Below are 23677 nucleotides of genomic sequence, written 5' to 3'. Positions count from 1 at the left end.
GTTAGGATTTTTTTGCATTTTGGATGTGTCTTTCTGAGCAGGGTTTATTTAAATTGATTGTTGGAACATCAGGAGGTTTGTTCATCAATGAAATATTATCTATCTGTTCTTGCGGGAGCAATGAGTTACGGTATATTATCCACGATCGTGGTTTTGGCTTATGGTGAAGGCTATAAGTTAGGTGAGGTTGTGGGCACACAACTGATTACAGGGTTCATTCTTTCGTGGATGCTGGCACTATACACAAGATTTAACATGAAACGTAAACATAATAACGCAGGTAAATCGTCATCTGCACCAACTCGTGTTTTTCAGAAATTAACGTGGAAACAGCGTTTAATACTTATGGCGGCCGGCACACCGACCGTAATTACCGGTTTGGTTTATTATCAATCACTGCGATACATTCCGGCATCACTTGCCATTATCCTATTATTTCAATTCACATGGATTAGCGTATTGATTCAGGCCGTGAGCAAGCGACAACGTCCGAATAAAGTCACTCTGTTCACACTAGTTATCCTCTTTGGGGGACACTGCTGGCTGCAGGTTTCCTCGAACAGGGTCTTGGTGAATTTAGTGGTCTAGGGATTGCACTGGGACTTATGGCGGCTGTAAGTTATTCTTTGTTTGTTTTATTCAGTGGAAAAGCAGTTCCCTCTGCACATCCTGCATTTCGCAGCGCATGGATGGTGACTGGTGGTTTGGTTCTGTTATGCATTCTTTTCCCGCCGACGTTCTTGTTTAATGGCTTGATCTGGAGCCAGTTGCTCGTCTTTGGTTTCTTGCTTGGATTCTTCGGAGCTTTTATTCCACCAGTACTGTTCGCTATTGGCGTTCCGCATATTGGAGGGGATATGGCAGGCATACTAGGAGCGGTAGAACTTCCGGTTGCAGTGCTGCTCTCAGCGATTGTTCTTCATGAGCATGTTAGCGTATTGCAATGGTTCGGAGTTATTGTGGTGTTACTTGGCGTTGCCTTGCCTGAGTTGCACAAGTTAAGGTTAAAACGAACCTCGCCATCATATTCATGAAATAGTCATTTTTAATAAAAAATGAACGAGTTTACCTGAAGAAGCCTGAATAATCAGGCTTTTTTCTATTTATAAACTAAGTTTTCGATTGAGAATGTATGACTGCTCTGGCATTGAGGCTGGCTATAGCCCACTGGAGTCATTTTAATTTTGAGATGAATCAGGTATGCTTAAAACGTGTGCTTGAGCAATGAATGATGGAAAGAGGAGCGTTGATATGAATAGTTGGATCCGTAAAGCTTGGCCAATGTTAACGTTGGGTCTTGCTGTAGTTGTTTTACTTGGTTCGTTTCTAGTGTTTTTTATGGGTAAAGATATGTCCCCAGGTTCGGAAAGCGCCAAAGCCGCGAATGCAGCTAAAGCCGAGACAGCAGAAGATCTGCAGGGATTTGAAGTTATTGATGTGAGTGTAAGTAACGATGGTTTTGGCCCAGATGTCATTGAAGTAAAGGCGGGGGTTCCTACCAAAATTAATTTTATTCTTACTCGGCAAGTTACGCATGTTAAGTCATTGTTGTCCAGTGATCTTGGCATGGATCTATACATGCAAAAGGGTGATAATTACTACACGGTCGATCCTGATTTAAAACCAGGTGAATACCAAATCCATTGCGGTATGTATATGATTTATGGAAAAATCAAAGTTGTCTAAAATGAAGGAGCAGGGTTGGGGTAACCGAATCTTTGCTCCTCTTTTGCATGCATGATATCATGGTAGAGTCATATATTCCATCTGGAGGTGCAAATATGAAAGCGCTATTTATTGGAGGCACAGGAACAATCAGTACAGCCATAACAACTCAACTTGCCGAGCAGGGCTGGGAGCTATATCTCATCAATCGAGGGAATCGAAATGCCAATCTTCCTGCGGAAGTGAAGGTATTGCAAGCGGATATCAATGACGAAGCACGAGTAGCAGAGCTGATTGCCGATCTGAATTTCGATGTGGTGGCAGACTTTATTGCATTTGTACCCGCACAGTTGGAGCGAAATTATCGGCTGTTCAAGGACAAAACCAAACAATTTATATTTATTAGCTCTGCATCAGCATATCAGACCCCGCTTGCAGATTATCGAATTACGGAAGGCACGCCATTATCCAATCCGTATTGGGAATATTCTCGCAACAAGATTGCTTGTGAGGAATATCTATTAAAGCAATATCGGGAGCAAGGATTTCCGATAACGATTGTACGTCCAAGTCATACGTATAACGAGCAATCCGTACCTTTAGGTGTTCATGGTGCGCAAGGTAGCTGGCAGGTGCTTAAGCGTATGCTTGATAATAAACCGGTCATTATTCATGGTGACGGCACGTCACTGTGGACCATAACGCACAATAGCGATTTTGCAAAAGGCTTCATCGGTCTGATGGGCAACATCCATGCGATCGGAGAATCCGTACATATTACGTCGGACGAATCCGTCACGTGGAATCAGATCTATGAGATCATTGCGAGTGCGCTTGGCGTTAAGCTTCATGCCGTACACGTATCCTCCGAGTTCCTGGCTGGCTGCAGTGATCAGGATCTGCGAGGAGGATTACTTGGCGACAAGGCAAATACCGTTGTATTTGATAATAGCAAGCTCAAAAGGCTGGTGCCGGAGTTCGTAGCAACAACGCGCGCGGATCAAGGCATTAGAGACACTGTTGAGCATATTCTTGCCCATCCTGAGCTTCAAAAAGAAGATCCAGAGTTCGATGCATGGTGTGACAAGGTCGTTGGTGTGCTGGACGAAGCTTTACTTAAGATTAGAAATGAATTGTGAGGGGGGGAGACATGACTCAGGATAGTCATCGATTGATCAAAGAAATTAAGAAGACTGTAACGATGGATTATTTACTTCATGTTCCCAAAACGGTTACAGAAACAAACGACCTTTGGCCCGTCATTCTATTTCTCCATGGTTCCGGTGAACGTGGAACGGATTTGAACCAGCTTCGGCAGCATGGTCTTCCTCAGATCGTAGAACAGGATGAAGAATTCCCATTTATCGTTATCTCACCTCAATGTCCAGAGGACGAATTCTGGGCCAATGAGAAAGAAGCCGTTATAGCCATTGTGGAATATGTACTGGCCAATTATGCGGCCGATCCCAAACGGGTATACCTAACTGGTTTAAGTATGGGAGGATATGGTGCATGGCATCTACCTGCTGACTATCCGGGCGTTTTTGCGGCTGCAGTACCAATCTGTGGAGGTTGTAATCCAGCCAAGGCAGTTGCATTACAACGATTACCTATCTGGGCTTTTCATGGTGCTAAGGATGATGTGGTACCGCTCTCGGAATCACAAGGAATTGTGGATGCACTCCTTGCTTTGAACGCGGATGTTAAACTTACCGTCTACCCTGAGGGTGATCACGATGCTTGGACTGAAACATACAATAATCCTGATCTGTATAAGTGGTTTCTTCAACATTCTCTATAGTTCAATCTAGTTAGATTTGATATAGCTACACCGTGATTAAGTATTTACATTCGTTAAGTGAATCGTTATAATCAAGAAAAAATGACACTGGTTAGGGGAGGCACCCCAGCAGAGGACTTAGTCCTTTGTTGGGGTGCCTCCTTTTTTTGGTGTACCCAAAGGAGAGCAGACGCTTGGCTAAATCGAATAAACGTGTGAAGAAACAAGCTGAACAGCTTACCAAAGTTGTGCTTGCATTTGCTTTATTATCTCCTCATGCCTTGATGTATGAGATTGGTTCAACTGCTGTGATGGCTGAAGCTGTGGAGACGATCGGTGTAGTATCGGATACTGCAAGCATGAAGGCAGTTCAGTCCTCCAAAGTGAAGGTGGAGATGAATAGTGAGGGCAAATACAGAATAGTATTACTGCCTAATACCAATGTGTTTTATGGTGGTGATACAGGCAATGTATCCACTATTATTGACCATAATGGCACAGCCATTAATTTCAAATCCTTGCCGCTCAACTATTATCGAATCCACAACAATGTGATCGAGATGTCAAGGCAAAAGGATAACGTGGAGTATATTTTGCGAGTATCCATCGTAAATGCGACCTCTCAAGGAGGCTATATGAAAGTTGAACTGGAAGCCGTCAATCGCAGTGGTTCAGCGATGAATCTCGGAGGCACGTTCTATTGGGATACGATGGTGAATGGTAATGATGCCTCGCCGTTTGAGGTGATTGAGAACGGTTGGCGCAATTATAGTGGAGGCGTACAGGTCACGGCTTTTTATGCCAATACGTACAATGTGGTGGATGCAGATCGAATCTACATGGGTCAATACAGCAGTCCAGATAGTGCCCGGCTCACAGGAGGTCAGCACCCTTCGACGTTTGTTCCAGGACAGACTGTAACGGCGAGTGATACAGCTGCACAATTCTGGTGGGATGGTAAGGCAGTAGCTAATCAAACGTCTCGCAAATTTTCAACGATTGTAGGCATTGGTCCCAAGAATGCCCCACCTTCGTTTGCCTTGACTGCACCTTCAACGGGTCAGACATATTATAAGGGAGAACAGCTTCAGATTGTTGGTACAACCCGAGATACCGATGTTGGAGATCTGTTGACGGTCAAATGGTCGATAGACGGAGGAGAAGAGAATACGTTGACACAGATCCGAGCTACGGGAGCTAATCAGAGTTTTAATACAACGTATACTTTGCCTAATACACTGAGCGATGGGACACACACGTTGCAGGTATGGGTTATGGATGACAAAGGAGGAGTGTCTTCAGCAGGAACGGTACATTTTACGGTTCGGAGTTTCGTCGTTCCCGGGACACCGACGTTTACCTCTGTTAACAACAATAGTCTACTTGCAAGCTGGGACAAAAAAGCGAATGACTCATCAGTTACATACGAACTGAAGAATCTAACAACCAATCAGAGCTACGACACAGGTTCACTACATAGTCGGCAGATCACAGGACTGACACCGAATACGAATTATTCATTTGCAGTACGTGCCAAAAATTCAAGCGGTACCTACACAGGTTTTTCAAGCCCATCTACTGTATTCACTCATGCTAATATTCCAGCGGATGCTAGTGTAGCGCAATCTGGAAACTCCGTTATAGCTAGCTGGGGTTCGAATGGTAATCCTGCCGGGACGAAATACAAAACTGAAATTCGCACATCAAGTGGGCAAGTGCTTGTAACAGGTGAGACGACGAACACCCGAGCAGACCTTACATTGACAGGGCTAGCCGATGGTAGATATGAGGTTTTCGTTGCCGCCATTAACGGCGCAGGTATCCAGACAGCCTCTCAGTCTGCAGGACAGATCATGAAGGATACGACGGGGCCAACAGCTCCAACGGTTGTTGCTCATCCTTCTTCGTGGACTAAGGAAGATGTTCAGATTACGATTACACCAGGAAGCGACGAGTTAAGTGGTATTTTGAAGACGCAGGTGAAGGTTGGTATAGGGGAAGATTGGCGAGATTATAGCGAGCCTTTTACGGTTTCTTTTGAAGGAAAGACGGTCATTACAGCAAGAAGCATCGACACTTTCGGTAATATCGGACAGGAGACATCGGTGTGGGCAAGAGTCGATCGTACTGCTCCAACAGCGCCAGTAATTTCTTTAAACCCTCCAGGGTGGACGAAGTCCGGAGTAACGGTAACTTTGACGGAAGGCAGAGATGAAGCAAGTGGTGTTGCTGTCACGGAGTATAGGTTAGGTGATGAAGGAGAATGGATTTCTTATAAGGAACCTTTTACGATAGATATAGAAGGCATTACCGAAATTCAAGCGCGTAGTGTAGACTATGCTTCCAATATTAGTTCCCTATCATCGTCCAATGTGAGGATTGACAAGACAGGGCCGGAGGAACCCAAGATTGTTTTAAGTGAAGAGAACTGGACGAACCATGATGTTACGATAGTGATAACTAGTGGAGAGGATTACGGAAGTAGGCTAAGCAAAACTCAGTATCGATTAAACGAACAGGGGCCATGGATCGACTACATTGGTGAAGTTACAGTTTCTCATGAAGGAGAGACAACGGTATATGCGCGTTCATTGGATCTCGTCGGTAATGTGAGCCGTATAGCGAATTCAACCATTCGAATAGATAAGACTGCTCCGACGGACCCAACAATCACATTAGCACAATCCGGATGGAGCAAGAATCCCGTAGAATTTACGCTTGGAGGTAGCATAGACAAACAAGACATTACGTATGAGTACAGCCTTGACGGGGAGTCATTTATTACTGGAGATCGCGGTGTCATAAGTACCAATGGAATCACAACCTTAAGAGCCCGAGCGATAGACGCTGTGGGTAACGTTGGTAAAGTCAGCACACGTGAGGTGTACATTGATCAGGCAGCTCCTAGCGTTACATTTTCACCTAATGGACAACAATGGACAGACACTGATATTACGACGACGATCCGGTTTGAAGATGCTGATTCAGGCATAGATGAGTCAAAACGATTATATAAAATAACGGGCAGTGAAGCACCACCAGAGGACTGGTTCGAGGCTATTTCAGATGAACAGACTGTTGAATTGACTTCAGAAGGCATCTGGTATATCCATGTCAGAGCAACTGACCATGCAGGAAATACATATCAGACCGTATCAGCACCATATCAGATTCAGCGTAAACCGGTGAGACCCAAAAAGGTAACTATGACACAAGTTGGCGAAACGTCAACGGAACTTACCATCGATCTACCCACGGGAGATTCCTACACGGACGGATATCATTATAACATTCATAATAAAACGACAGGTCAGTCGTGGACATTGGATTATCCAAGACATACCTTCGTCGATACGGGTCTAAGTGGAGGTCATACGTATGAGTATGAGGTGGTAGCCCGAAATCATACAGGGACGAGCGAAGCGGTATTAGTGCAGGTATTGACACTTCCGGCAGCGCCTCAATCTGTGCAAATTCGCAAGGTGGAGTCCCAGCCAGACATGGCTGAGCTCTCCTTCGAACCTGTGGAGGGCGCATCGGCTTACCGTGTTACTGCTGAAACTGCAGATGGTCAACTTGTATATGATCAGTCCGTTTCTGATCCAAGCCATGTTCCTTACCTAACCAATCTCATCCCAGGTACAATGCATACCATTTCGGTCACGGCTAGTAATGGAACGGGTGCTGGGCGAAGTAGCGGGATAGGATTCCTTACTTTACCTGGAGTACCTGGCGAATTAACTGCTGTACAGATTCGAGAGCATGAGATATCTCTAACTTGGGACAACGTTCTTTCTGCTACATCTTATCTGCTCTCCGTGAAGGAATAAACGTCTACGAAGGAACAGAGACGGAATATGAAGACAAGAGGTTGGAGAGCGGCACGGCGTACAGTTACGAGTTAGTAGCGGAGAATGAAACTGGACAGGGACCAGCATCAACAACTCGCACATTAATGACGTTACCTGACGCAGTTACGGCGTTAAGAATTAGCGATTCGACAACCAGCAGTTTACGTATGAGTTGGGATGGTGTTAGAGGCGCGGATCATTATGCGATCTATGTAAATGGAGTTAAGCAGGATACAGCTCCTTCTGGAACAGAGGAATGGGTTGTGACAGGACTTGTGGCTGGAATGAATTATGAACTGCAAGTGCAGGCAGTGAATATCAGTGGGCAGGGAGTGTCGACTTCTATTACAGGCACAACACTTCCTGAAGTTCCTTCAGGACTAAGTGCGGATCAACTAACAGAGACAGGTGCGGTTGTAAGCTGGGATGCTGTATCTGGGGCGACCAAATATCGAGTAACAATCGATGGTCAGAGCTACGAGATATCCGATACACATCTGACATTACGTCACCTTCAGGCAAGCAAGCACTATACCTATCAGGTAGGGGCGGGAAATGCTGCTGGATATGGTGCAGATGCCGTGGGAGAACTGCTAACTCTACCAAGCAGACCCGAGGGACTTACGGTTACACGTACAGATGAGACGAGTATAGCTATGAAGTGGGAGCCAGTAGATACGGCTAACAACTATATTGTGAGTGTGAATGGAACTGAGGTGGGTAGAACCTCTGAACCTGAATACATTGCAGCGAATCTACTTCCTGGGATGGAATATGTGTTAGAAGTGCAGGCGGTCAACGAATCAGGCGCGGGAGAGTCCGCACAGCTTATTCATCTATCCCAACCTACTCAGCCCGACAATCTTGTAATTACACCTGAAGCACATCAGGCAGAAGTAACATGGTCGGTAGTTGAGGGAGCATCTGAATATGTGATTGAACGTGGGGGACAAGAGATATATCGTGGACGAGAAACTCGGGTGATCTTACCAGGATTAATGGAAGGAACGCAGTATGCCTATACGCTGAGAGCCCTGAATAGACAAGGAACTAGCTCCGAAAAGGTAGACGTGCCCATTCTGACTTTACCTGCCCAGCCGCATGAAATGAAAACACTCGATGTGAACACAACCGGGTTGCATTTAGATTGGACCACATCAGAGGTACGAGGAGCAGATGGATATATCCTTGAACGTGATGGACAGGTTATTGCACGAATCGAATCTGACAAAACTGCTTTCGAGGATAAGCATTTATCTCCGGGTACTAAATATGTCTATTCGCTTCGTGCATTTAACGGTAGTGGTGAAGGGAAAGCACTTAACTATTCGGTAACGACGCAAACAGAACCCATTCGTGGCACGGCTATTACGAAAAATAATGGCACCCATGAGATGGGCTTGAAATGGGAGCCGGTGCAGGGGGCAACTGCTTATGAGATTCGAAACAAGGTTACAGGTGAGATACAAACGGTGACTGAATCTCTGGCGCAGCTCGTCAATCTGGAGAGTGGAACAGCTTACACACTTGAGCTTGTCGCATTGAATGAGGATGGACAACGTTCAGAAGCTGTTCAGATTGAAGTGTTAACCAAGCCACTTTCTCCACAGACGGTAACGGTCTCAGATATTACCGATGAATCGGTAGTCCTTGATCTAACAGGTAGCTCTACTGAAGGGGCGAGCCAGTTAATCATTTTGCGTGATGGTATTGAGGTAGGGAGAGTACCGGCAGGTACAGCATCGCATGAGGATAGTGGTCTAACACCAGGAGAGAAGTACACCTATACGATTAGAACCTCCAATGCATCAGGGGATAGTGAATCGGGATTTGACGTAGGAATACAAATGCTGCCTGCTACGACGCTGGATCCAGTGTTACCACAAGAGGTTAGCCAGACGGAGACTGTACTTATTTGGGATAAAGTGCAAGGTGCAGAGGGGTATATCATTCGTATTGGAGATCAAATGATCTCCACAATAGATGATCATGAGATAACCGAGTTCAAACTTACACATCTTACGAGCGCTGCACCATATACTGACGTTCAGATCGTTCCATACAATGCGACTGGTGAGGGGAGTCCAATTGTCGTTTCACCGTTTTATACCAAGCCCCATGTGGAATCGATTGAAATGAAATTGAGTCCAGAGACAACACAGGCTAGTATGATATGGGAATTTCCGTATTCGAACGAAATATTTGTGGTGTTGTTAGATGGAATTGAGGTTCATCGAGGCAAGCAGAAGGAGCTGGTGATGGATCAACTAGATGCTGGGACGAAGTATATCGTTGAACTGTACACGGAAAATGAGCAAGGCGATGCTTCGGCGAAGCTATCGTATGATCTTCTGACGAAGCCGGATGCACCACCGGAAGTTGCTTATCGTTCAACGAAGGATAGCATTCGTCTATTGTTTGATCACAGCCATGTACAAGGAGCCGATCAGTTCATTATTGAAAGGGATGGCGAAGAAATCAGCCGAGTAGCTATAGATGCGTTATTTTATGAGGACCAGATTCTGGAGCCTGGAAGTCACTATAGTTACACGATCCGCACGTTGAACGAATCCGGGGTGAGTGAAGCTGCCTATCAACTGAATGCTGTCACTTTGCCGGGCGATCCAACAACTCAGCCGATCGTGCAGGATCGTACACAGCATGGTGCAGATATCCTATGGGAGATCGTTCCGGGTGCATCTGGATATCGAATCTATCAAGATGGGGAACTTCTTGCAACAACAACCGAAACGTCCGTGCATCTATCAGGGCTGAATACGGCTGAGCGTTATAACAATTTTGCAATCATTCCTTATAATGAGGCGGGAGATGGTTCGCAGATTACTGTGCCAGAATTCGAAACGTTGCCTTCAGACAAATTTACGGTTTCAGCTGTAGCCCGAGGGACGAGTGATATCGTACTTAGATGGAATTTGGATTCCCGTAATGAGATGATTGTTGTTGAGTATAACGGGCGGGAAATTTATCGCGGGAAAGAGCGAAGCTATACTTGGACGGGACTTACAGGTGGACAGCATTATGAAGTACAAGTCTGGACTGAAAATGAGGCTGGAGAACGAAGCGAACGACAGATCGCATCTGTCACGACATTAGCGTATCCATCTTCAAACGTAGGTGACGGAAGTGCTTCCGGGATTTCATCCGACAAGTCGGATAATTCAGCATCGGTTGTTATAGAAGCAGACAAGGATAAGAATCCGGAACAGGACAAGCAAACACCACTGCCTATCAAAAAGGAATTAAAATTTGTAGACATCGATCATACATTCAACAAGGAACAGATTACATTGCTTGCTGAACAAAACATCATTCAAGGTGTAAGTGAAACACGGTTTGAACCTCGGCGTCCAATCACACGGGCAGAATTCACGGCACTTCTTGTTCGTTTATTGAAGCTGGATACGTCAGCCCAATATGATCACGCTTTTGAGGATGTAAACGTAGAAGATTGGTTTGCCCCTGAGATTGAAGCTGCAATCAGACATGATATGGTTCATGGGATGGGTAACGGGAAATTTGCGCCCCATGCACTTGTGACCCGTGAACAAGCATCGAAGATCATTGCCAATGTAGTTCGCGCACTGAACTCGGAACCGAATTCCAAGTCAAAATCAGGTCGGATTGCCTTCACAGATCAAGTCAATGTATCCCACTGGGCAACGGAGGAAGTGAAGGAGCTCGCTGAACTATATTTGCTTACAGGTTATGAAGATGGAAGCTTCCGTCCTTTGCAGCATCTGAACAGAGCTGAAGCTGCTGCATTAATTTATCGATTGCAGAAGCTAATAAGTACGCTGGAAATGAATCGAGATTTGTCTTAACCATGTCACTGGGACAAAGAATATGAGGCAGCGCGTGAAGAGCTTCAGTGCATAACCCTTCATTACCTTTGCTATCGAAAACGCTCATGCTATAATGAGATGCTATATAAGTCAATAATAAGGGTAATGAACAGTGGTGATGACTAATGAATAATAAATTTATTCGGATCTATGAGGATATCGCAGCAGATATTCGGACAGGGGAAATCGAGGCAGGAACACTGCTTCCATCTGAGCTGGATCTGACTGAGCAATATCAAACGTCCAGAGAGACCATCCGCAAAGCATTGAAAATGTTATATGAAGAAGGATACATCCAGAAGATTCAAGGCAAAGGTTCCATTGTATTGGACATTCGCAAAATTGACTTTCCTATTTCTGGTCTTGTAAGCTTCAAAGAACTAGCCCAAAAAATGGGTCACCGTGCGAAGACATATGTTAACGTGTTCGAAGAGCGAGAAGTGGATCAGAACTTATTCAAGCAGATTAACTTTGCGCTGAACGAGAAGGTCTGGGAAATTGTACGTGTGCGTAATGTAGACGGGGAGCATGTCATTCTGGATAAGGATTATATTAGCCAGAAGCTTGTTCCGGGGCTTAACAAGGAAATCTGCAATAATTCGATCTACGAGTATATTGAAGGAGAGCTGGGCCTCGCCATTTCGTTTGCCAAGAAAGAGATATTGGTTGAAGAGCCTACGGAAGAGGATCGGAAATGGCTTGATCTGGATGGATTTCATAACGTTGTTGTGGTGAGGAGCCAAGTGTACCTTGAGGATGCCAGCCCGTTCCAGTACACGGAATCTAGACATCGTCCCGATAAGTTTAAATTTGTTGATTTTGCCCGACGTCGATAAGTTGGGTTGAAGTCTAAAACTAAAGAGTACCTGTTCACATCTTTGGATGTGGATGGGTGCTTTTTTGTCATCACTTCTAAGTGTTTTTGAATATTTCCGTTTATATTTAAAATCTTTTTGTTTTCAAAACAAAACAAAGATGTTAAACTCTGATTAGGAATAAAACAAACATTATCGGAGGGAAACGAATGGTACAGAGTTTATGGAATTCAGCGCAGGCTTCAGAGAAAACAACAGGACTAGATCAATTGGTTTACCGCTCCAATCTGATTGGTGCCGATCGCAGTGTGTGCAATATTTTCGGCGGGAACACATCGACCAAAACAACAGTACACGATTTCCGTGGTCGTGAGATCGAAGTTATGTATGTTAAAGGTAGCGGCTCTGACTTGGGCTCCATGCAAGCGAAGCATTTTACAGGACTTGCACTTGAGGACATTCGTCCATTAATTGAACGGGAATCCATGACAGATGAAGAGATGGTTGAGTATTTGGGGCATTGCATGATTGATTCCAAACACCCACGTGCTTCCATTGAGACACTCTTACATGCGTTCCTTCCATATAAACATGTTGACCATACACACCCAGATGCCATAATTAGTTTGTGTTGTGCAGATAACGGAAAAGAATTAGCAAGAGAAATTTACGGAGACCGCTTCGTATGGGTACCGTATGTGCGTCCTGGTTTTACATTATCTAAAATGATTGCTGAAAGCGTATTCGCCAATCCCAATGCAGAGCTTGTACTCATGGAGAAGCATGGATTGGTTACTTGGGGAGAGACGTCAGAAGAGTGTTATGCACAGACAATCAAAATCATCAACGAAGCGGAAGCTTTCATTGAAGCAAGGGTAGACGAGGCAAGCCTGTTTGGCGGCGTGAAGCATCCGGCACTTGCAGTTGAGGTTCGTCGTGAGATCGTATCTCGTGTGATGCCAACGATTCGAGGAGCGGTATCAGATAGCAAAAAAATGATTTTGTCCTTTGACGATCAAGATGACGTTCTTGCTTTCGTAGGTGGAGCTGACTCACCGCAACTATCCCAAGTTGGAGCAGCGTGCCCGGATCATTTGGTACATACCAAAGTGGTACCATTGTTTATTGATTGGACACCTGATGCAGACGATATTGAAGGACTTCAAGCGAAGCTGGTTGATGGCGTAGCAGCGTATAAAGAGCAATATCAACAATATTTTGAAAGCAACAAAAATGAAGGCGATGTGATGTTCGAAGCTGCACCACGGGTTATTTTGATTCCAGGCGTAGGTATGATTAACACAGGTAAGAGCTGGGCGCTTTCCCAGGTCAGTGGAGCGTTGTACCATAGAGCCATTGCCGTGATGCGTGGGGCAACCAGTCTCGGACAATTCGTATCGCTTAGTGCCAATGAGTCTTACAATGTGGAATACTGGCCACTTGAGCTATACAAGCTTTCTCTTGCACCAGCGGAGACGGAGTTCTCTCGTAAAGTTGCTTTCATTACAGGAGGCGCTGGAGGCATCGGAAGTGAAACAGCGCGTAGATTGGTATCTGAAGGAGCACATGTTGTCCTCGCTGATCTGAATCTTGAAGGTGCACAGAAGGTCGCACAGGAGATTAATGATCAATATGGCGCCAATCGTGCTTATGCACTTAAAATGGATGTAACCGATGAAGCGGCTGTTCAAGCGGCATATGCCGAAGTTGCCATACAATATGGCGGCGTGGACATCATCGTGAACAATGCAGGGTTAGCGACTTCTAGCCCATTTGACGAGACATCCTTGAAGGAATGGAACTTGAACATGAACGTACTGGGTACAGGTTACTTCCTCGTTGCGCGTGAAGCCTTCAAGCTGATGAAACAACAAGGAATCGGGGGCAGCATGGTCTTCATCGGCTCCAAAAACTCGGTATATGCTGGAAAAAGTGCATCCGCATACAGTTCTGCTAAAGCACTTGAAGCTCATCTTGCTCGTTGCATTGCGGCTGAAGGCGGAGAGTATGGCATTCGTGTAAACACGATTCTACCAGATGCTATTCTGCAAGGTTCGGCGATCTGGAACGGTTCTTGGAGAAATGAGCGTGCGGCAGCATACGGCATCGAACCGGATCAATTAGAAGAGTATTACCGTAAACGTACCACGCTACTTGTTAATATCTATCCAAGAGATATCGCAGAAGGCATTGCTTTCTTCGCTTCTTCCAAGTCGGAAAAAACAACGGGATGCATGATGACCATTGATGGCGGTGTTCCAGCAGCGTTCACACGTTAATAGAGTTTGTCTCAAAGCTTCATATTGAATTACGGGCATACCTTCAGAATTAGGAATAATAGTATATAGTAATAGGGAGGGTTCTTGATGGATAATCAAGTCAAACAAGCGTACGAAGCGGCCAAGTCTCTATATGCGCAGCACGGAATTGATACGGATGAAGTTCTAAAAAAGCTTGCTGAGATCAAGGTTTCTGTGCACTGCTGGCAAGGAGATGACGTTAAAGGTTTCTTGAATCAAGAAGGGGAGCTTACAGGTGGAATTTCCGTTACAGGTCAATACCCTGGAGCTGCAACGACACCAACTGAACTTCGGTCAGATCTGGAGCAAGCTTTTGCCCTCATTCCTGGTAAACATAAAGTGAATTTGCATGCAATCTATGCAGACACGGATGAACGTGTTGAATTGGATCAAATTGAGCCGAAACACTATGAGAATTGGGTTACGTGGGCGAAGGAACAAGGGCTCGGTTTAGACTTTAATCCAACATGCTTCTCGCATGAAAAATCCAGTGATGGATTCACGCTGAGTCACCCTGATCCGGAAATTCGCAAGTTCTGGATTGATCATTGCAAAGCTTCCCGTCGCATCGGAGCCTATTTCGGAGAACAGCTAGGTCAGACCTGTGTGACCAATGTATGGGTTCCTGATGGATTCAAGGATAACCCGGTAGATCGGTTGACTCCACGCAAACGGTTGAAAGACGCTCTGGATGAGGTTTTTGCTGAGGAGCTTGATCCGAAGCATAATCTGGATGCAGTCGAGAGCAAATTATTCGGTCTAGGTTCTGAGGCTTATGTGGTAGGTTCACATGAATTTTACATGGGGTATGGCTTGCAAAATGATACATTAATCTGTCTGGATGCAGGGCATTTTCATCCAACGGAAGTCATCTCTAATAAATTGTCTTCATTAGCTCTATTCACGAGTGGTATACTGCTTCATGTAAGCCGCCCTATGCGCTGGGACAGTGATCACGTCGTAATTATGGATGATGAGCTGCTTGAGATTGCACGTGAACTTGTGCGTCATGATCTGTTATCTACTACACATATTGGTCTCGATTTCTTCGATGCAAGTATCAATCGAGTGGCCGCATGGGTGGTTGGAACACGGAATACGATAAAAGCATTGCTCCGTGCGATGTTAGAACCGATTGAAGCGTTGAAGGATGCCGAACTTAAAGGGGATTACACCCTGCGTCTGGCATTAACAGAAGAATTCAAGTCTTATCCATTTGGCGCTATCTGGGATTATTACTGTGCTCAGCAAGGTGTACCGGTGCGTGAACAATGGATTACTGAGATCAAAAACTATGAGCAAAACGTATTGCTTCAACGTCAAACCTTGCTTGTGTAGTTCGTTTGCGATGATTAGTATTAGTTAATTAGTTAGATTTGAAAGAGCCTTTGTTGAACTTGAATGTTCATCAGGGGCTCTTTTCTATGTTTAATGGGGTACACAATTCAGTACTCCATGTATAAGAGAAGTGAGAACTTCCATAATAGGAAGAAGGCAATGCGTTCGTTATTTCGTGTTCCACAACCCCAGTCTTTGAAAAGGAGGATCTGTTGATTTGAACCTTGCGCATAACAAGTTATATATTGCAGCCCTCGGCGGCGTGAATGAAATTGGCAAGAACATGTATATCATACAGTACGATCAGGATATCATCGTAATTGATTGTGGTTCTAAATTTCCGGATGAGACATTGTTAGGCATTGATCTGATCATTCCGGATGTATCGTATTTATTAGAGCATCTGGATAAGGTTAGAGGGCTGGTCGTTACACATGGACATGAAGACCATATTGGAGGCATACCCTATCTATTAAAACAATTGAATATACCCGTGTATGCATCCCGATTGACCCGAGGGTTAATCGAGTTAAAGCTTAAGGAACATGGGCTTTTTCGCAACACAGATATGCATACGATCGATGCACATTCAAGTATCAAGCTTGGGCAGATTGATGTTTCCTTTTTTGCAACAAGTCACAGTATCCCGGATTGCCTCGGTATTTTCTTTCAGACAGCAGGAGGTAACGTCGTCCATACAGGGGATTTCAAGTTTGATATGTCACCAGTAAACGGACCTTACCCGGATTTACATCGAATGAGCGAGATTGGTAAACAAGGCGTGAATATATTGTTATCTGAAAGTACCAATGCCGAACGTCCAGGGTTCACCCCTCTGAACGTGTCGTTGGTGACCATATCTTGGATGCGTTTATCCGTGCGAAGCAAAAGATTTTTATTTCTACGTTTGCTTCCAATGTGAGCCGGGTTCAGCAAATTGTAAATGCAGCATTTGAAACGGGTCGCAAACTTGCGCTATTAGGCAGAAGTATGGTTAATGTTGTGTCTGTAGCGAGCGAGCTAGGATATCTACATGTTCCTGATGGATTGTTAATTGAAGCGATTGACTCGGATCAATTCCCTCCTGAGCAAGTTGTTGTGTTATGTACAGGTAGTCAAGGCGAACCGATGGCGGCACTATCTAGACTTGCAGCAGGTAAGCATCCTCATGTGAGAGTTGCGGCAGGAGACACCGTAATCATTGCGGCTGGAGCGATTCCTGGTAATGAAAGAGATCTTGCCCATGTGATTGATAATCTGTATGTTCTCGGAGCACGAGTGATCTATGGATCAAGCGGCGCTTCAGGCATGCATGTATCCGGACATGGTAGTCAGGAAGAGCTCAAGCTCATGCTAACACTGATGAAACCTGATTATTTAATTCCGATCCATGGGGAGTTCCGTATGTTATACCAGCATCGTTTACTCGCAGAATCCGTAGGGATTGAGAATGATCATGTATTTATCGTTAATAATGGGGAAATGATTCAGTACAAGGATGGTGTTGCTTCACGCGGTCCTAAGATTGCTTCGGGCAATAGCCTTGTGGATGGCCTTATTATGGGGGATGTTGGGAACATTGTGCTGCGAGACAGGAGACAACTATCTTCGGACGGAATGCTGGTCATTGTGACGACAGTAAGCAAAACCGACAAAAATATGATTACCTCACCTGAGATCATTTCCCGAGGATTTGTTTTTGTGAAGGATTCGGAGGAGTTTATGCATGAGATTCATGAGCTGGTTCTTCGGAAAATGGAGGAATTAACCGGAGCCGGTGTGAATCAGTGGAATGTGATCAAACGAAAGCTTAAAGACGAGATCGGTCATTACATCTATGCTCAGACCAAACGCAGACCAATGATCCTTCCCATCATTATTGAAGTATAGGAAGTAAACAACACTCACAAAACGATAAGAGGTTGTTCAAAAAGTCCGCTTTTGATTACGAAGGATGCGCGAGCGGTATCCCATCTGAATATTGTTCGTAAAGAACCGCCCGATTGATGTGAGTCATACAAAAGTATGCATTCACATGGATTGGTTTTTTTGGTGTTTAATCTGTTGACATGGATGTTCTAAAAAGCCAAATTTTAAAGGACATTCTGTCATAGGAGAGCGAAGTGTTATACGCTTAAGTTTAACAATGTAGAACAGATTCGCCATACGCGAAGCTTCGAAGTATAATATGAACAGATATTACTTTACATTTTAATGAAATCAAAGGGGTAAATATGAACAAAACCATTTCTGATATTGCTCAGATGGCGGGTGTTGCGAAGAGTACCGTCTCCCGGTTCCTAAACGGAGGGTCGGTAAGCGAGAACACCAGGCAGAAGATTGAGCAGATCATCAAACAATATAACTATGTCCCCAATACGTTTGCACAGAGTTTGAAGGCGAAGAAAACAAGCATCATTGGAACAGTTGTGCCAAGGCTTGATTCGTTTGCAACGTCACAGACCCTAATCGGGATCGATGAAGAACTGCGCAATAATCAGTACCAGATGTTAATTGCGAATACAAGCCAGGACATGAAACGAGAGATTGATGGCATATATGATTTTGCTAGACAGAAAGTATCAGGTATTATTCTTCTTGCCGCGGAAGTAACCGAAGCACATCTTAAAGCTATTGAAGAGATTGGCATCCCAGTTCTATTAGTTGGTCAACAACATCCGAATATCCATAGTTTAGTTCATAATGATGATCAAGCAGGGTATGAGATGGGGAAATACATCGTTCAGCAAGGACATCGTAACATTGTGTATTTGGGAGTTACGGAGAGAGATCAGGCAGTAGGTATTCATCGTAAGCAAGGTTTCAAACGGGCTATCGCAGAATGTGGTGAATGTCAGGTTACATATCATGAAACAAGCTTTAAAATGTCAGAAGCGGTTGTAACGGCAGAAGCTATTGTTCGGGATCGCAAAGCGACCATCATCGTTGGGGCAACGGATAACATTGCACTTGGAGTGATGAAAACCGCCTTCTCCAACAAAATACGCATTCCACAGCAATTGTCCGTCACAGGATTCGGTGGGTATGATATTACGGAGATGATTCATCCAACACTGACGACTGTGAAATTTCACTATATACAAGCGGGGAAATTGGCGGCAGATCACATCATTCGACTCGTACAAGGTGGTGTGGTGGAGAAGCAGACTGTACTTGATGTTGAAATTATTCCACGCGAAAGCGTTGACAAACTATAAAAGGTTCCTTTATGATAATTCCATCGAACCGGTTCCATTCGAATGTCTTTACAGGTAAATCGAATCGACACTGAATGAGAAACGCAGGTGGAATTATTTTTTTGTTAGATTTGGAACCGGTTCCTATTTGCAAAATAATTCGTGCACATTTTTTGTGGCGTGTAGCTACATTTTGATTTACAACGTAAGGGTGGAATGGTTATGAAAATGAATAGAGAACAGCGCTATCGACGGATAGAACAAGCAGAACCAGGTGAAATGGATAAGCTTACAGCATTGATATCTGCGTGTCCGTGGAGACAGCGGTATCATATCCAACCCATTACAGGACTACTGAATGACCCTAATGGATTTTCCTATTATGAAGGTCACTATCACTTGTTCTACCAGTGGTTCCCTCTCGGAACCGAGCATGGAATGAAATACTGGTATCACACTCGTTCAACAGATCTTGTTAACTGGGAAAATGTTGGCATCGGAATAAGCCCGGGGGAGAAATATGATTCACATGGAGCCTACTCCGGCAGTGCAATCGAAAAAGATGGCAAGCTGCATTTACTCTACACCGGTAATTCAAGGGATGAAGAATGGATCAGGCATCCTTATCAATGCTTAGCCATAATGGATGAAAGCGGTTCAGTGGTGAAAGTTCCTCTGCCTGTAATTGATTCAGTACCTTCAGGATATACCGAACATTATAGAGATCCGAAGGTCTGGCAAGTTGGAAAGCTGTATTACTGCGTGATTGGAGCACAGCGAACCAATGAAACGGGATGTGCCGTAATGTATCGTTCAGCAGATCTCATGGATTGGGAATTTCTTGGAGAGATCGAAACGAAACTCCCGAATTTCGGTTATATGTGGGAATGTCCAGATTACATGACAATAGATGAGCAGGGCGTTCTAATCTTCTCACCCCAAGGAATTCAGCCTGAAGGTGACTTATATAATAACATTTATCAATCAGGGTATCTTGTTGGTGAAGCTCTGGATTTAGAGACAAGGGTGTTCGACCATGGTGCTTTCCAGGAGCTAGACCGTGGGTTTGATTTTTACGCACCGCAGACGATGAACGCGCCAGACGGTAGACGTATTCTCGTGGGCTGGATGGGACTTCCTGATCTGGAGTATCCCACAGATGATAGTGGATGGGCACATTGCTTAACGATTCCACGGCAATTGACGTTGAGGGATGGCAAGTTGATTCAGCGACCCATTGCGGAAATGGCTAAGCTACGAGCATCTGAAACGGGTGAACAGCTACATGTCACTCTGAATAATGAGAGCTCATCTTTTGCAGGTTTCGAAGGCATTGCATATGAACTAGAATGTGAAATTACAGATTTTGATGCAGAACGCTTCGGCATTGCGTTTCGAACCAATGAAGATGAGCAAACCGTGGTACAGTATGATCGACTGCAACAAAAATTGACGCTGGATCGCTCTTTATCTGGTGTTACATTAGATCCGAACAATGGAAATATCAGAAATTGTGCTTTAACCGGGGATATCATTAAAATTCGTATGTTCGTTGATACATCTTCAGTTGAAATATTCGTGAATGATGGAGAAGAGGTCTTCACTAGCCGCATATTCCCAAGCCGAGATAGCATGGGCATTCGTTTTTTTGCAGATGGTGGCCAGGCCGAGTTCAAGGCGAGCAAATGGAATTATTAGAGAATATGGATTTATTGAGAGGAATGAATAAGGATGTCGGAGAACAAAAAAATTGCCGAAGAAGTCATTCAGGCTATCGGAGGCAAGGAAAACATAGCTTCCTTCGCTCACTGTGCGACACGATTACGTATTATGGTGAACGACAAAGAGAAGATCGATCAGAAGCAGATTGAGAATATTGATAAGGTCAAGGGTGCCTTTTTTAATTCAGGTCAGTATCAGATCATCTTTGGTACAGGTACAGTTAATCGTATATTTGAAGAGGTCGAGAAGCTCGGCATTGAAGGTTCTTCCAAAGAAGAAGTGAAGAGTCAGGGGAAAAAGGAAGGCAATGCGTTTCAACGTGGTATCCGTACATTTGGTGACGTCTTTGTTCCAATTATCCCTGTGCTTGTCGCGACAGGTCTATTCATGGGTCTACGAGGTTTGCTTACTCAAAATGAAATTTTGTCCTTGTTTGGTGCAACGCCAGAGGATATTTCACCTAATTTCCTGCTGTTCACTCAAATTCTGACAGACACTGCGTTTGCATTTCTACCTGCCCTGGTGGCATGGTCAGCATTCCGTGTATTCGGCGGAAGTCCCGTCCTTGGTATCGTTCTGGGTCTAATGTTGGTTAATCCAGCGTTGCCAAATGCCTACGCAGTAGCTGATGGATCAGCACAACCGCTGCATATGTTTGGATTTATCCCGGTGGTAGGGTATCAAGGCTCCGTGCTTCCTGCATTCTTCGTGGGATTGATTGGAGCGAAGTTCGAGAAGGTGCTGCGCAGACGTGTGCCTGAGGCGTTAGACTTGATCTTAACACCGTTTATTACACTTACAGTTATGATTACGTTAGGGCTGTTTGCTATCGGGCCAGTATTCCACTCCCTAGAAGAATGGGTACTACAGGGAACAACAGCTGTATTGGATCTGCCGTTTGGTATTGCGGGAATCATTATTGGTTTCTTTCATCAGATTATCGTTGTTACCGGCGTACATCATATCTTCAACTTTCTGGAGATTCAGTTGCTTGAGAAAACAGGCTTCAATGCGTTTAACGCAATTATTACCTGCGCCATGGCTGCTCAGGGGGCGGCTTGTCTAGCTGTAGGATTAAAAACGAAGAATATGAAGTTAAAAGCACTTGCACTACCTTCATCCCTGTCTGCGTTTCTCGGTATTACAGAACCAGCTATTTTCGGTGTGAATCTGCGCTATATGAAACCTTTCATTATGGGTCTTGTTGGGGGCGCTGTTGGTGGATTTATCGCTTCATTGTTCCATTTACAGGGTACAGGTATGGCAGTCACTGTCATTCCAGGAACATTGCTGTACCTGAACAGCCAACTGCCGCTGTACATTCTGTCCAATCTGACTGCGATGGCTATAGCATTTGCACTGACATGGTTCTTTGGTTATAAGGATGCACCTATTGTGGAGGCCGATACGACTGCGCAATCAGGCAGTGCCAGTGAAGTTAGCACGAATCCAGCAGAAGATCAATCAGAGGTAGAACGTGCTCATACGAACAAGATCACAAGCAACCGTCAAAAGGTAGAGTCGCTAACCATTTTGTCACCAATAACGGGCACTGCGGTTGAGCTTGAGCGGGTTCCTGATCCGGCGTTCTCGGAGAAACATATGGGTGAGGGCATTGCTATTGAGCCGTCCGAAGGACGTGTAGTTGCTCCGTTTGATGGCACGGTTGCCCATGTTATGACCAAGAGCAAACATGCAATCATTCTAGAGCACGAAACCGGGGTGCAGATGCTTGTACACATCGGGATTAATACGGTTGGACTCAAAGGTGAAGGTTTTACGCTGCACGTCAACAGTGGGGAAACGGTAAAAGCCGGACAATTACTAGTTGAATTCGATATGGAATTCATTCAGAATGCTGGCCTACCGATCATTACACCTGTATTGATTCCAAACGGAAATGAAACGATTGAACGCGTGGAAACTTCCATGACGGGTAGCGTACAGGCAAATGGTGAAGCTATTATGGTTGTGAAATTCACTGAGCCACAATAATGGTATGTTTAGGAGGAACCTGATGAGTCTATCAGGTTCCTTTTTGCATGTTTAGGGTGATATTTCAGCCTATAGACCCGCTTCTCGTTTTAGCCTTGAAGCAATCAGCAGAAGATCTTCTGCAGAGATGCCTGGAGCGAATTCTTCGGGTAGATCAGGCAGATCAGGAATACTTCCACTATGACCAGGTAGGCCGGCATAGGCTTCCAATTTGCCTCCATCAATAGGATGCACACCTTTCCAGATCTGTGCGATGTTCTGATAATCCTTATCGCTAAATGTATAAAGCCTGCGATGTTCACCCATCGCTTCCCATTTACGAGTGGTATCAAACACTTTATTGTCGAGTTTTGGAATTGGAAATAATTTAGTCACGTCAACCCGGTGGCGATCTGCAGTGCTTTCGCATAAGCCAAGATATGTACGCCTCCGCGGACAAGCAAATAACCGGTCATTTCTCTAGCTGCAGGATGATCCGTCATTTCGTAGACTCTCATTTTGTGCGTACGTGCACCACACTCCAGAAAAAAGTTATGTAGAAGATCGAAGATCAGATTGCCACTGCTTACAACATATGAACCATTCCAAGGTCTGCCCATGGAATCATACGGGAGTGCGGTTTGGGCAGATTCGATGAAATGGGAGGTCATTCGTGCATCTTTACCGATGCGTAAAGGTGTAGAATCTGGGTCACCCGGAGATGTAGAACCCACTAGCATAAGGTTGATCGTGTTCGCAACTAATTCAACATGTCCGAATTCTTCAGCGGTGATACTTGCGACAATATCATAGAAGGCACGAAGCTTTGTTTTTCCTCGAAAATTGAAAGATTGAAACATATAATTGTTGAGCGTTGACATTTCCCGAATCGTCCACCCAGTAGTTCCTGTACAGCACTCGCTCCGTTGGGATCAGGACTTCCTGAGAGGGGAAGCTCAATCGCCAAACGATCGACACGTTTAAACATGGTGTTACCTCCTCAAACCAAATTACAGTATAGGTATGAGTCGCTACTTGTACGTTATTCGGATCTATCGGAAACATCCAAAAATAAAACCAGATAAGGTCATCTACGGAAGGAGTGACACAAGTGTAAATATAAACAGACGCCCTGTCTAGAGCGAAGTGCTCTGACAGGACGCAGTCTTGAA

The 23677-nt window shown here is 44.7% G+C and carries 13 protein-coding genes and 2 pseudogenes; 14 read left to right on the top strand and 1 reads right to left on the bottom strand.

The features are described from left to right. Window positions 1–87 precede the first annotated feature (87 nt). From DMB88_RS32115 to DMB88_RS17600, 14 genes and pseudogenes are all read left to right on the top strand, one after another. Window positions 88–588: a hypothetical protein gene (locus tag DMB88_RS32115; protein ID WP_368028201.1), complete on the top strand. Its 501-nt coding sequence runs from the start codon at window positions 88–90 to the stop codon at window positions 586–588. 17 nt (window positions 589–605) lie between these two features. Beyond that, a complete protein-coding gene (locus tag DMB88_RS32110; RefSeq protein ID WP_368028200.1) occupies window positions 606–1034 on the top strand; it encodes an EamA family transporter in 429 nt (142 codons plus the stop codon). A 217-nt stretch (window positions 1035–1251) separates the two neighbouring features. Then, on the top strand, window positions 1252–1686 hold the full coding sequence (locus DMB88_RS17655) for a cupredoxin domain-containing protein (protein WP_164848725.1): 435 nt from the start codon (window positions 1252–1254) through the stop codon (window positions 1684–1686). A 95-nt stretch (window positions 1687–1781) separates the two neighbouring features. Beyond that, a complete protein-coding gene (locus DMB88_RS17650) occupies window positions 1782–2804 on the top strand; it encodes an SDR family oxidoreductase (protein WP_128102414.1) in 1023 nt (340 codons plus the stop codon). Window positions 2805–2815: 11 nt separating this feature from the next. Continuing rightward, window positions 2816–3466, top strand: coding sequence for a carboxylesterase family protein (locus tag DMB88_RS17645; RefSeq protein WP_128102413.1), 651 nt, complete (start codon window positions 2816–2818; stop codon window positions 3464–3466). A 173-nt stretch (window positions 3467–3639) separates the two neighbouring features. Then, window positions 3640–7275, top strand: a complete 3636-nt coding sequence (locus DMB88_RS17640) for an OmpL47-type beta-barrel domain-containing protein (protein WP_128102412.1) — start codon at window positions 3640–3642, stop codon at window positions 7273–7275. Further along, on the top strand, window positions 7224–11138 hold the full coding sequence (locus tag DMB88_RS17635) for a fibronectin type III domain-containing protein (RefSeq protein ID WP_128102411.1): 3915 nt from the start codon (window positions 7224–7226) through the stop codon (window positions 11136–11138). The genes DMB88_RS17640 and DMB88_RS17635 overlap by 52 nt, the downstream gene beginning before the upstream one ends. A 146-nt stretch (window positions 11139–11284) precedes the next feature. After that, a complete protein-coding gene (treR, locus tag DMB88_RS17630) occupies window positions 11285–11995 on the top strand; it encodes a trehalose operon repressor (RefSeq protein WP_128102410.1) in 711 nt (236 codons plus the stop codon). A gap of 188 nt (window positions 11996–12183) precedes the next feature. After that, complete coding sequence (locus tag DMB88_RS17625; protein ID WP_128102409.1) at window positions 12184–14253, top strand: bifunctional aldolase/short-chain dehydrogenase; 2070 nt, start codon at window positions 12184–12186, stop codon at window positions 14251–14253. An 87-nt stretch (window positions 14254–14340) separates the two neighbouring features. Beyond that, window positions 14341–15612: an L-rhamnose isomerase gene (rhaA, locus tag DMB88_RS17620; RefSeq protein WP_128102408.1), complete on the top strand. Its 1272-nt coding sequence runs from the start codon at window positions 14341–14343 to the stop codon at window positions 15610–15612. 217 nt (window positions 15613–15829) lie between these two features. Continuing rightward, window positions 15830–17502: pseudogene (locus DMB88_RS17615) on the top strand (ribonuclease J). Window positions 17503–17846: 344 nt separating this feature from the next. Continuing rightward, window positions 17847–18830: a LacI family DNA-binding transcriptional regulator gene (locus DMB88_RS17610; protein ID WP_128102407.1), complete on the top strand. Its 984-nt coding sequence runs from the start codon at window positions 17847–17849 to the stop codon at window positions 18828–18830. 201 nt (window positions 18831–19031) lie between these two features. Further along, the gene (locus DMB88_RS17605) at window positions 19032–20507 is read left to right on the top strand and encodes a glycoside hydrolase family 32 protein (RefSeq protein ID WP_128102406.1); all 1476 of its coding nucleotides are present in this window, start codon (window positions 19032–19034) and stop codon (window positions 20505–20507) included. A gap of 33 nt (window positions 20508–20540) precedes the next feature. After that, window positions 20541–22526 (top strand): sucrose-specific PTS transporter subunit IIBC, encoded by a 1986-nt coding sequence (locus tag DMB88_RS17600; protein WP_128102405.1) that lies wholly within the window; start codon window positions 20541–20543, stop codon window positions 22524–22526. Window positions 22527–22595: 69 nt separating this feature from the next. Here the strand turns inward: DMB88_RS17600 and DMB88_RS17595 are convergent. Further along, window positions 22596–23493 (bottom strand): annotated as a pseudogene (locus DMB88_RS17595) (manganese catalase family protein). Between the last annotated feature and the right edge of the window lie 184 nt (window positions 23494–23677).

It is taken from the genome of Paenibacillus sp. DCT19 (genome assembly GCF_003268635.1).
Lineage (GTDB): Bacteria > Bacillota > Bacilli > Paenibacillales > Paenibacillaceae > Paenibacillus.
Note: the sequence above shows the minus strand (reverse complement) of the source record. Positions and strands in the feature narration are given on the sequence as shown.